This window comes from Phocaeicola plebeius (assembly GCF_003437535.1).
GTDB classification, from domain to species: Bacteria; Bacteroidota; Bacteroidia; order Bacteroidales; family Bacteroidaceae; genus Phocaeicola; species Phocaeicola plebeius_A.
Window position 1 is genome coordinate 65,492 of record NZ_QSQT01000010.1, and the last position, 12,189, is coordinate 77,680.

Below are 12,189 nucleotides of genomic sequence, written 5' to 3' on the forward strand. Positions count from 1 at the left end.
ATGAAATTCAATCAATACCTTTGGAATCTGTACAAGAACTCTCCAGGCGGGAAGTCTACCATATCCAGCTTTTCAGACAGAAAAGAGTGGATGGAAGAGGAACGCCTATTCGAGAAGTACAATCCAAAAATCAAGGACGGTTTCAATTCCGAAATGATTTGCGGAATACTAGAAGATTTCTGGTGTTACAAAGTATCAGAATATGAAGGTACAATATTAAAATCCCTGGATGATGCCGGAAAGCTGTATGAGGAAATCATATCTACCGGGCTGATGATAGAAACGGAAGAAGTTTTAAGGATTGGAGATTTTGACCAAATGCTTGGCTACATTCCATTACTTTCAATGGAACTGAACTATATGTTTGGTGAATACTTTTTTCCCTATTTATATATCAACGAACTTTTCCATCTTGAAAAATTAGCTGATTACTTTGAAATAGAACTTCCTCCGATTCCAAAGAAAGCTGACTACAAAGCCAGGTGTATGTATTATTGGGAATTGTGCAAAGTATTCTATCGATTCAGGACGGAAAACGAATTGTCTCCTGACGAGCTTAGTGCTTTCATGTATGATTATGCTCCTAATGTTATTGGCATAGAAGAAAAAAGCAAAATGCCCCAACCGTCGGCTGCATGGTTCATTGGTGGATTGATTGAAGGATATGGTACTCATTGGACTACTGGCTTCTGGCAATCAAACATGGACACTAAGAGGGGAGACATTCTTATTCATTATGAAACTTCTCCTGTGAGTGCCATAACCTGTTTATGGATAGCACAGACTGACGGGGTCATAGATCCGTTTTTTCATTATTATAGTAATACATACATTGGAGATAGGATAGTCATACCTAATATTTCTTTAAAGGAGTTGAAAGCGGACGAATACTTTTCAAATCATCCACTTGTCAGAAAAAATTTTCAGGGAGTCAATGGATGGCCGGTTACGGGAAAGGATTATGCAGAATTCATGAGGATGATAGAAGCAAAAGGATTTGACACCTCCGTACTTCCACAAATATACGCACCTTCATTGCCGGAAGGAATAGTCATTAAGGAGGAAAAGGATGTAGAGAAAAAACTACTGGAGCCATTGTTGAATGAAATGGGGTGGTATGAGCATAAAGACTACATCCAACAGTTGCCAATCCATGCAGGGAGAGGACATCGTATATTCCCGGATTATGCACTTCATTATGACAATAAGCCAGAAGAAGAAAAAGCAAAGGTGTTGATTGAAGCAAAATACCACATGAAGAACAACCATGAGATAGAATCAGCCTTTCTTCAGGCATTCTCTTATGCCAAGTTACTGCTATCTTCGGTGATTGTTTTGTGTGATAAAGAATGTATTCTTGTCTATGAGAGTAAGGAAGGATTCAGCAGGAGCAAATACAAGAAGTATTATTGGGAAGACATGAGAAATCCCGATTTATATAACGAATTAAAGAACAAACTAACTATCTAAATCCATGAAGAAAATACTGCTGATTATACTGGCAATATCATTGTTTGGCTGCGGAGGGAACAAGCCGTCCCAGGAACAGAAGGATAAAGCAGACAGATACGTTCAGAGTCTTGTGGATGCCGATATAGGAATCTACAAAGGCGAACTGACCGACGCGAACTTTCTCATCCTTGCCGTAGACGCTTATTCTGGAGCAAACTTTGATGCTTATGCACGTACATATCTGGAAGAAGCACAAGGTAAAGGGCTGGAGATAAAAGGAGTCTATATTGTAGACATCAAGAATTGCCAGTTCGGCGATGGCTGGGTATCCGGTGACAGGATAGGGAAGGCATTCAAGTAGAAAAAATGTTCTAATGAGTATCCTTATTCAGCTTAAATTAAATTATAAACAACTGATAAAAAGGGGCTTTATATAATTCTTGGATAATCATTCGTAATGAGTAAGTCGCGGGTTCGAGTCCCGCTTTCGGCTCCGACTTAAAACCGCTTATTCCATGGTGAATTAAGCGGTTTTTCTGTTTTCTATACTCATATTAAACACCCAGTACTATATTGGCGTCAATATTCAATTTCTGGCTGATTTCGCGGGCTACTTTCAAGGTCGGTTCACATTTACCGGAAATATAATCACTCAAGCGTGAAGGACTGACTCCGATTAATTTTGCTAAAGATTTCTGATTAAGTCCCATCTCATACATACGAAGTTTGAGGACATCAACCAGCGTTGGTTCTCCCAGTGCGAAATGCTCCTCAGAATAATCTGCAACGAGATTAGAAAGTAATTCTAACTCTATACTGTGAGGATTATCCAGAGGGGTTTCATCTGTAACCAGTGGAAGTAATTCCTCAACTCTTTTTACTGCCCAATCGTATTGAGCTTTTGTTTCTATCTTTGTCATGGCTCTTGGTTGATCGGTAATTGCCGATTCTGTTTAATTATAAAACTGAACAATCAGCTATCTTATCATACTCGGCATGAGTGCCTATAAAACGAATATAAACGAACTTTATAGTGAATTTTATCACTACAATCAGTCTGTAGCTATTGCCTTTGATATTGAATACATAATGTTGATTACCTATATTATCTACGCTATTAAAGGTCTTTTTTACGTCTGCAAAGCAAGTCCATTCGCTTCTTTTAACTATGGTAGTCCATTCTTGCAAAGCTACTTTTGCATCAGGATGCGCTTCTGCATATTCTTTTATAGCTTGTTCTGTAAATATTCTCATTAGATTCACTCGATTGTCATGTGGCAAAGATAAGAATAAAATTCTGATTTGTAAAATAAAATTCTATTATTTGGAATCATGGTAAGCACTTCTAAAACGCCTAAGCGTTTGCTTTCAAACGCAAGTGCATTTAAAGTAAAACGCCCTTGCGTTTTACCTAAAACGTAAAGGCGTTTAAGTTAAAACACAAAGGCGTTTTTTCAACCCTGTTTTAAAGGTTGAAAAGCCTATAATTTCTGGTCCGAAATAAGTCGGGCGATGCGTGTCTTGCTCTGCGCTCCTTTGGTAAGCAGGTACACATGCTTGTAGGCATCGCGGTTCAGTTCGGTAGGCGATCCGTTGATGAGGATGATGTTCCGGTCGTTGGCAAACTTCAGGATACCGTTCACGTTGTTCGGATGGAGCTTACCGATTTCGTCCATCATACAGTGCAGCTTGAAGTCCTTGAACTTGCGCGAAGCCCCTTCCTTGAACACGTTCAGCAACATGATGTTGATCATGGCTTTCACCAGGATGTCCGTACCTTCCGAACCCACGTTCGACAGCTTCTCTACGAAGCCCGTGTCGTTGTTGTTCTCGATGATGCGGAAACGCAGCTCGAATGAGTCGTACAGGCGGATGCTGTCGTAGCGGTAGGCGTGAATCTCCTTGATGAAGTCGCGGAGCAGGGCGATGGCCTCCTGCTTTACCAGCTGCTCGTTTTCCGACGAGAAGAGGTTGGTGCCCGGTGTGAGGTCATAGGCATGCTCGTTGTAGTACTTCTGGATGGCACGCAGACAGTTTACCACACGGTTGCTGCTTTCTTCCACCTTCATTTCGATGCACTGGATAACGCCCACGAAGTTGCACGTCTGGAATCCCTTGTTCACCTGACCGATGAGGTCCTGAATATCGTCTTCCGAAGCCGTGAGCATTGAGGTATCCATGCTGATGCGCTTGAAGATGTCGGAGTGCTCGTTGTTGATGCGGCGGACGAATTCGCTGATTTTGTTCTCTTCCACAAAGTCGTGCAGTTCCTCGGCAAAGCGGATGTACTCCCAGTCCTCGGTAAACTTGGTCTTGAACTTGAAGGTATTCTCCTCGTCGAAGTGGCCGGTAAAGAGATTCACCTCCTTGCGCAGACGGTTTTGCAGCGTCATGTACTGGCTGTCCGTGCGGCCCAGTTCGTCAATCAGTTCCAGGCAGGTGCGCGGCGTGTGGATTTCCAGCGTGACGGGGTTCTCGGGATTGAAAATATCCCGATGCGGCTTGTACCAGTCGTAGGCCGAAATCTTGCTGTACGCCTCCAGGTTGGCCTGAAGCTGTGTCACTTCCTTCTCTGCCTGCTGCAGTTCCTTGTTCAGGGCATCAATCTGCTCCTGCAAACCCGAGGTTTCCCGTCGCAGGTTGTCCTTTTCCTGGCTGAGCTGGCGTTTCTGTTCCTCCTGTTCACGCTTCCATTCCGGAATGTGGTCGATGAGGTCGCGCTTGTCCTTCTGGTACTCGATGAGCAGGGTGGCGTGCTCCTTGATGAACTGCAGTTCCCGGTCGATATCGCGCAACTGACTGCTAATCTGTTGCAGACGTTCGGTGTCGGCCCCCTGCGAGTGCAGTTCCTGCTTCATCTGGCGCTCGTATTCGGCTTTCTCCGTGGCGATGCGCTGCTGTTCTTCCTTATCCTCCAGGCGGATGCTGCCGGCCTGTGTATCCTTCTCGTGCGCGATGTCCTGCTGCACTCGGTTCCATTCCTGCTTCAGCTGGTTCAGCTTCTCGCTCTTTTTGCGGTTCAGGTTGTTCAGTTTGCCGTCAATTTCCTTCAGTTCTGCGGCGATGCGTTGCTTTTCCTCTTCCAGTTTCCGGAGTTTGGCAGTACGTTCGGCTTCCGCCTTCTTCTTCCAGTCGTCCAGGTCGAGCATATCCTTCTGGTACTGCTGTTCCAGTTTCTCCAGCTCGTATTCCTGCACGGCTATCACGTCTTTCTGTTCCTTGATGCGCGGCTGGTATTTGGCTTTCAACTGCTCTTCCAGGGCCTCTTTCTCCTGTTGCAGACGGAGGGTTTCAGCCTGAATTTCCGCCAGTCGCTTGATGCCCTTGTCATGTTCCGCCTGATAGTCGTCGATGGAGCGGATGTGGCGCTCGATGTCTTGCAGGGAGATGGAGATGCCGTAGAACGACGTACCCTCGTCTACAATCTTCGGCGAGAGGTTGGTCTGCCAGAGGATGGACTCGTCGCACAGCTTACCGATGTTTTCTTCCCATCCTTTCTTGTGCTCTTTGAGCCAGCCTTGCAGGGTGCTCTTGCTGTTTTTCAGGAAGGTCTCCAGTTCGTCCATACGCGGGCGGAGTTGCAAGTGCTCGGCTTGCAACTGCATCAGTGCCTCGTCTTTCTCCTTCAGTCCCTTCTGCAACTCTTCTTCCCACTTCAGCGTGAGTTCCTTGATGATGAGCTGGGCGTTGTTGATGCGGTTCTTCTTGCTCATGTGCAGACCGGTGTACGACTGGATGCGGTGTTTCAGCTCCTCCTGCTCGGCTTCGAAGAAAGTCTCCTTGCGGCACAGCTGCATCTGGTAGTCGAGGGCGGTCAGTTCGTTCTGCTTGCTGCTGCGTTCCGGATGCAGTTGCTGCGAGAGCTGTTCGTATTCCTGGTAAAGCGCTTCGGTAGCCGCTTCGTGCTGACGGCGGGCTTCTTCGATGCGGGCATTGAACGTGTTGTTCAGTCCCTCTAGCTGCTTGATTTTGGCCTCATGGATGCGGTTCCACTGTTCGTCGAGGCTCTGGATGAGCGACTTGTACTTGGTAGAGATTTCCGTGTAGTGCGAGGTAAGGATGCGCTGCTCTTCCTGCAATCCCTGCTGCTTGTTCTTCCACTCCTCCTTGCGGGCCGAACGCTCCATGATTTCTTCTATCTGGCGGCGGGCATATTCCTTTTCCTTCTGCTGTGCCTTTTGCAACTCATTGTTCAGGATGGCCAGTGCCTCCTGCATCTTGTCGCATCGCTGGCGCGACTGTTCCTGCAACTCCTGACGGCGGGCGAGGAGGGCGGTACGTGCCTTCTCAGCCTGGTGCTTCTGTTCCTCGGCCTTGGGCAACTGGCTTTCGGTAAGGCGGTAGGTGGCGGCCAGTTCGCGGCAACCCTGCACGAGAGCGGTCTGCTGGCGTGATACCTGTGCCGAGAGGGAGGTGATTTCCTTGGCCTGTTTCTGTGTTTCGCGTTTCTGGAACTCTTCGATGTCGCGTAGGCGGGTTTCGAAGTTCTTCAGGTGCTCCTTGTAGGTGTTCAGGTCGATGGCGGTCTCGTCTTCGTTGATGGACGAGATGATGGTCTTCTTGATGAACTCCGCATCGAGTTTTGAGTTGAGGAGCACATTCTGTATGGTACGCGGAATATTCTGGTACTGCTTGCTCTCCATGAGCGAGTAGCGGCTCATTTCGGGACCTGCCCCGTTGCCGTAGAGAATGTTACGGTATTCGTCGTAGGTATAGATGATGCGTGAGTAGTCCACTCCGTACTGGTCGAGGGCGGCACGGATACGGTCGTTTCCGCTGTAGGCCGTGCGGTTCTCGTCGACAAAGAATTCCATGCGGTAGGGCGAGTCGATGAAACGGTAGCACACGCGGCCCATCGACTTGAAGCTCAGGATGCAGAACGCTCCCTGTTCGGTGGTTACCTCGTAGATGATGTAGGAGTTGGAGTAGGGGAAGTAATATTCCGTGTAGCTCTGCTTCTCTACGGGGATACCCAGCTTCTGGGTGTCGGCGTTGTAGAAAAACAGGATGGCGCGCAATACGGTACTTTTTCCCACTCCCTGCGTGCCGATGAAGTGCACATTCCCGTCCAGGTAAATGTCGTCGGCATAGGGAATGTTGGCGCTGTTGATAAAGATGATTCTATTCAGGTTTCTCATTGTCTTCCGTTTCAGTGTCGTCGTAAATTTGGATACTTTCAATCAGGCGTTCCAGGTAGTGCCAGGAACTCATCACCTTGTAGGTGTTGGTCTTCTCGTTCTCCAGTTCCAGGAAAGATTCCTTGGTGAGCTGGCGAATCAGGTTGTCGAGCACGTCCTTGCGCACGTCCTTGTCGGAGAAATGCTTGCGCAGCCCGTCGAGCTTGTTTTGCAGCATCACGTTGATGTTGGCCTCCACCAGAATCTGTTCGGGCTGGAAGCGGAATCCTGCGCCGAAAGTCTCGTCGTAGGTCTTGAACAGGTCGAGCACGTCAATCCAGTAGTAGGCACGCATGATTTTCTGTTCCAGTGTGGTACGCGGTTCCACGCGCGAAAAGTAAAAGTATTCGTTGCCCCGTTCCAGGGTGTAGCCGATTTGGGCGAAGTAGACCGAGAGCGCTTCGAAGTGGTCGTCTATCTGGTCGTACATGTCGCGCACGGCTTCGTTGCAGCTGTTCGAACTGATGAACTGTCCCTTCTGGAGGCAGTCGAACAAGGCCGCAGTATTGTCAGGTATATGTATGTTCAGTTCCATAAGTCAAATGTATAGGGATGAGTGGGTTACGAGTTAGCCGGATACACCTTGGCATATTCGTACTGGTGATACAGGCCGAATTCCTCGCTGATACGGAGACGGTTTTCGTAGAGCGACACCATCTGGCAGAACAAGGTGGTGCGTTCCTGCTCGTCCACTTCGCGGGCGAAGGTGTAGTGCATCAGGTAGTGGAAGAGGTCTTCTTCCGGAGCCGACGCATCGTTCCAGCGGGCCTGTGCCTGCGCCTGTATGTAGTCGCTCAGGGTTTCTTCCAGGTCGATGACCTCCTGGTACATGGCCTGCGATTCCATGTCCTCCTCGCTGAAGGCGCCCGCCTCGTTGCTGCGGATAATCTCGCGGTACTGTAGGTTGCGCAGCACTTTCAGGATGACAGGACGTGCCTCGTCGGTACTCAGGTAGGGCAGTGACAGCTTGAACGAAGACGGCACGTTGCCTTCCACCAGTACGGAATGTTCTCTTTCAAGCACTTCCGAGAGGTTGCTTCGCGAACGCAGCTCAAACTGGTCTTGCAGGTACTTCACCTTCCGGATTTTCTCTACCAGAATCACCTGGCTCTTAATCTGGTTCAGGTAGTTGATGATGTCCTGCTGGGCACGGATGAGGCTGTGGGCCGAGAGCTGGAGTTCGCTACGCAGTTCCAGCAGGATGCGGTTCAGTTCCTCGTCGGTAGCCTGCTGGAAAAACCGCCGTTCCTCGTGCAGGATGAGGTTTTCGGTGGTATCAATCAGCTGCTGGATGTGAATCCGCTTCTTGTCCAGGTTCTCCAGCTTGGCAATCTTTATCTGGTAAGTCGGTTCGTGCTTGAACGCATTGTCGATGCTGCTCTGCAGGTTCATGATGTTGCGGATGGTGGTACGCGCAATCTTCTGGAAGGTAATCTTGATGTTGCGCACATAGCTCTCCTTGCGCGAGGCAATCTGCTCCTTCTCGTAGTAGTCCATCAGTTCGTGCAGGAAGGCAATGTTCTCGTCGATGATGGCCGTGTTGATTTCCTCGTTCGCTTCGAGGAGCAGTTCGAAAAAGTCGAGGAAGCGGGCATCCAGTTCCACGAAGTTGCCGTTCTGGCGGATGACTTCTTTCTCTATGAGCAGTTTCAACCGGTTTTCATCGTCCTTGAGCAGTGCCAGTGCGTCGGAATAGCGGAAACTCAGCATCTTTCGTTTCTCGAACATTTCCGTGAGCAGTCCCCTGGCCGCCGCAATGGTATTGATAATTTCGTGAATCGATCGGAATATATACATAGTCTAGTTGAAAATTCAGGCAAAGTTATAATTTGCCCGCCAATTTTCCTAATGTTCCGAAGCGATTTTCCCCCTCTTGCGGAGTGCTTTTCAGGGAGGAAAGAGCAGGTTCCAGTACTTCCCTGTCAGTACTTCAGTACTTCTTAGGCAGTACTTGAGTACTTCCCTGAAAGTACTGCAGTACTCCCTTGGCAGTACTGGCTGGATGAAAGATGATGGTGCTTGTTTGATGGAACGGGAGGCTTATTCCTGACTTACAGCAGCAAATACGGGGCGGAGTTGCTGGCTTTCGGTTTCGAAGCCGTACCAGTAGCAGCGGCCTTCTTCGGAAGCAGGAAGCTTGCACAGGCGGAGGTTGTCGCGGTACGTACCCGTGCACACCGTCCACGCTTCGGGCGGAGTGACGTGCTTTGTGCGTACCCGTTCGGCCGGCTCCTTCTTGAGTGACATGCCGGCTTCAATCCATGCCCGGCTCATGGCGGTCAGGAAATGAGGGTAGTGCTCCTTGCAGAAATGGTAGAGCAGGATACCCCGTCGCTCCAGTCCCATGGGCTGGTCGATGATCCCGATTTGAATCAGGTGATCCAGGAAACGTGTCAGAAAGCCGGGCTCTTCCACAATCAGACGGCGGGTGATTTCCTGCCAGGCCGGTGCGTTGTAGAATCCGTCGAGCAGACGCGATAGCTGGCGGGCTGTCTGTAATTCGTCGGGGGTGATTTCACGGGTCTGGAGCACTTCGTAAGGGGGAAGGGGAGAATAGCAGATGCCAAGCTCTTCGGCCCGGCGCCGCATCTCCGTACCCGGCAGCAGTTTCAGAGATTCCAGCTGGATTTCTCCCGCACGGTATTCGGCCAGCGTGCGTACGTCGTCGAAAATCTGTGAAAGGTGATACAGCGGCAGTCCTGCAATCAAATCGGCGTGCGTTTCCATGTTGTCCAGTGCGCAGAGGTAACGCAGACCCTCCAGTGCATCGGCCAGTTTGCCGGCTCTCCGGCTGACGGTAAGCACTTCTTCGTGCAGGCTTTGGATACCTGCTTCCAGGTGAAGCAGTCCCTTAGGCATGGAAGCCAGTTCCTTTTTCAGTTCTTCTGAAAGCAAAGCCGGATGGATTTCCAGGTGGAAACGCATGTCGGGGAACTCACGGAAGAGGTCGAACAGGGCTTTGGCCCGGTGGCTCTGGTAGTTGAATGTACGGTCGAGTACCCGGATGTTACGGATGCCTTTCTCGTGAATCAATCGGACACGTTCGCGGATAGCCTCGACGGAAAGCGTACGGACTGGCTTTTCTCCTCCGCTCACACAGAATGCGCAGGTGTTGAAACAGCCGCGGGTAGTTTCCAGTTGCACGAACGGCTTGCTCCAGTTGAAGAACGGACTTTGTTCGGGATTCACCAGCTTGTCGAAAGCCATTACACGTGAAAGGCCGTTGTCATGGTATTGTCCTTCCGCATCCAGAAAGCAGAGTCCCGTGATACGGGTCCATTCCTTCGGTTGCTGCCAGCAGGCGAGCCATTGCGGAAAAGTCTCTTCACCTTCTCCCCGGAATACGCAGTCTACAAAGCGGTTGGTGCGCAGGAAGTCTTCGTTGTGTCCCAGAAACTCCGGACCGCCCAGTGCCACCACGCAACGGGGCAGCATGGCTTTCACCCGACTGATGACGTGCATGAGCACTTCGTGGTTGAACAGCCAGCAGGTAGCTGCCAGAATATCCGGTGCCTGACGTACGACTTCTCCGGCTGTCATGCCCGGATTTTCGTTGATAGTAGCCGACACCACTCCCCATTCCAGGGACGGGTCGTGCATGACTTGTGCGTGCAAGGCCGGAAGGGCCAGTGAGGCGTGAGCGTACGAGCTGTTCAGGTCGAGCCAGAGAATTTTCATGGGTAAACGGGAATCAAGTGATGAATGAATAGGACAAAGGAAAAGGATTTGCAAGCCGATGAGAAACCGGACTGCAAATCCTTTATGGTGACGGGACCCTTCCTTTACGGAAAATGCCCGGTACTGTTTTTTAGATTACGTACTGTGAACTGATAGATTCGTTCGACATCACGCGGCGGATAGTTTCAGCAAACATGTCGGCGATAGACAACTGTTTTACCTTAGCGCAGCGCTGTGAGTAAGGAATACTGTCAGTGAATACAATTTCTTCCAGCTGAGAGTTCTGTACACGTTCAGAAGCCAGGCCAGACATTACACAGTGAGAAGCGATAGCGCGTACAGAGCGTGCACCTGCTTCTTTCATGATGTCGGCAGCCTTGGTGATGGTACCAGCTGTATCCACCATGTCGTCAATCAGAATTACGTTCTTGTCTTTTACGTCACCGATAATCTGCATGGAAGCTACTACGTTTGCTTTTTCGCGTGTCTTGTGGCACAATACCAAAGGCACATCCAGGTATTTAGCGTATGTGCTGGCACGTTTTGAACCACCCACGTCAGGAGTAGCGATAACCAGGTCTTCCAGGTTCAGTGACTGGATGTAAGGAGCGAAGATGGTAGACGCATACAAGTGGTCAACCGGAATATCAAAGAATCCCTGAATCTGGTCAGCGTGAAGGTCCATGGTAATCAGACGGTCGATACCTGCTACGCTCAGCAAGTCGGCTACCAGTTTCGCACCGATAGACACACGCGGTTTGTCCTTGCGGTCCTGACGAGCCCATCCGAAGTAAGGAACTACGGCAATGATACTCTTGGCTGATGCACGCTTGGCAGCGTCAATCATCAGGAGGAGTTCCATCAGGTTGTCTGAGTTAGGGAAAGTGGACTGTACCAGGAATACATGCTGTCCACGGATTGATTCTTCATAGGAAACTGCAAATTCGCCGTCTGCGAAATGAGTAATGTTCATGTTACCAAGTTCACAGCCCAGGCTGTTACAGATTTTTTCTGCAAGGTATCTCGAGTTTGTACCAGAGAATACCTTAAAAGGTGATGTTGCGCTCATTGTAAAAATAGATAATATTGCCTTATTTTCTGCAAAAGTACGCCATTTCTTTAAGCCGGACAAACGTTTCCGGCAGAATTTTAGCGAATGACTCAGTCGGCCAGTCGCTTCAATTTTCTGAAATGAGCGATAAGTTCTTGATAATTGTAGTCTGAAGCGGGGTCAAACTTGTTCCACAGTCCTCCTAAGATAGCGGCTCCCCCGAAGCCGAAATCCTTCACCTGAAGCAGGTTGTTTTCGTCTACACCTCCCAGGGCAATGACCCGTTTGTCGATTATGCCTTTCTCGGCAGCTTCACGGATGGATTCCGATGTGAAGGCCGATGCATAGCCTTCTTTGGAAATGCTGTCGAATATCGGGCTGAGGAATACGTAGTCGCACATTTTCTTGTCGGCCATCACCTCGTCGAAGGTATGGCAGGATGCACTTACGTGTCCGGTATAATTATCCGGAATCAGCGGATTGCGATGGCTCAGGTGAATGCCCTTAAGTTTGTATTCTTCTTTTAAATAAAAATGGTCGTGTACGACAATACGCTTGTGGTATTTCTCGGGAATGAGGGTTAGCAGACGCTCCGCATAAACCGGAGCCGTGTCGGGTTTACGCAGATGGAGTATGTCCAGTCCCTCGTCGAACAGAGTAGTAATGATCTTGTCTTCCTCTACAAAATAAGTAGGGGTTGTTATCAATATTAACTTCATGCGGTTACACAAATTGTGGCGCAAAGTTAGTAACGTCTTTGTAATATTCCTAATGCCTGTGAATATTTATTTTTGAGGGGACTGAAGCGCTTTGACATTTTAAGTGAAATGC

Annotated in this window: 10 protein-coding genes; 2 read left to right on the plus strand and 8 right to left on the minus strand. The window is 49.2% G+C overall.

The window, feature by feature from the left end; translation table 11 throughout:
- Together DXD04_RS06685 and DXD04_RS06690 are read left to right on the plus strand one after the other, a co-directional pair.
- On the plus strand, positions 1–1,470 hold the full coding sequence (locus DXD04_RS06685; RefSeq protein ID WP_117671969.1) for a type I restriction endonuclease subunit R: 1,470 nt from the start codon (positions 1–3) through the stop codon (positions 1,468–1,470).
- Between the two features lie 4 nt (positions 1,471–1,474).
- Positions 1,475–1,813, plus strand: a complete 339-nt coding sequence (locus DXD04_RS06690; RefSeq protein WP_117671971.1) for a hypothetical protein — start codon at positions 1,475–1,477, stop codon at positions 1,811–1,813.
- A gap of 193 nt (positions 1,814–2,006) precedes the next feature.
- Here the strand turns inward: DXD04_RS06690 and DXD04_RS06695 are convergent, their stop codons facing one another.
- From DXD04_RS06695 to DXD04_RS06730, 8 genes are all read right to left on the minus strand, one after another.
- On the minus strand, positions 2,007–2,372 hold the full coding sequence (locus tag DXD04_RS06695; RefSeq protein WP_117671973.1) for a helix-turn-helix domain-containing protein: 366 nt from the start codon (positions 2,370–2,372) through the stop codon (positions 2,007–2,009).
- A 37-nt stretch (positions 2,373–2,409) separates the two neighbouring features.
- Positions 2,410–2,706, minus strand: coding sequence for a type II toxin-antitoxin system HigB family toxin (locus DXD04_RS06700; RefSeq protein WP_117671975.1), 297 nt, complete (start codon positions 2,704–2,706; stop codon positions 2,410–2,412).
- A gap of 227 nt (positions 2,707–2,933) precedes the next feature.
- Positions 2,934–6,590 (minus strand): ATP-binding protein, encoded by a 3,657-nt coding sequence (locus DXD04_RS06705; RefSeq protein WP_117671977.1) that lies wholly within the window; start codon positions 6,588–6,590, stop codon positions 2,934–2,936.
- Entirely contained in the window at positions 6,574–7,164 is a 591-nt protein-coding gene (locus tag DXD04_RS06710; RefSeq protein WP_117671979.1) for a condensin complex protein MksE, read from the minus strand. The genes DXD04_RS06705 and DXD04_RS06710 overlap by 17 nt, the downstream gene beginning before the upstream one ends.
- Positions 7,165–7,190: 26 nt before the next feature.
- The gene (locus DXD04_RS06715; RefSeq protein WP_117671981.1) at positions 7,191–8,426 is read right to left on the minus strand and encodes a hypothetical protein; all 1,236 of its coding nucleotides are present in this window, start codon (positions 8,424–8,426) and stop codon (positions 7,191–7,193) included.
- A 243-nt stretch (positions 8,427–8,669) separates the two neighbouring features.
- On the minus strand, positions 8,670–10,307 hold the full coding sequence (locus tag DXD04_RS06720) for a B12-binding domain-containing radical SAM protein (RefSeq protein WP_117671983.1): 1,638 nt from the start codon (positions 10,305–10,307) through the stop codon (positions 8,670–8,672).
- A gap of 130 nt (positions 10,308–10,437) precedes the next feature.
- Positions 10,438–11,376, minus strand: coding sequence for a ribose-phosphate pyrophosphokinase (locus DXD04_RS06725; protein WP_117671985.1), 939 nt, complete (start codon positions 11,374–11,376; stop codon positions 10,438–10,440).
- Positions 11,377–11,468: 92 nt separating this feature from the next.
- Positions 11,469–12,077, minus strand: coding sequence for a thiamine phosphate synthase (locus DXD04_RS06730; RefSeq protein WP_007563828.1), 609 nt, complete (start codon positions 12,075–12,077; stop codon positions 11,469–11,471).
- Between the last annotated feature and the right edge of the window lie 112 nt (positions 12,078–12,189).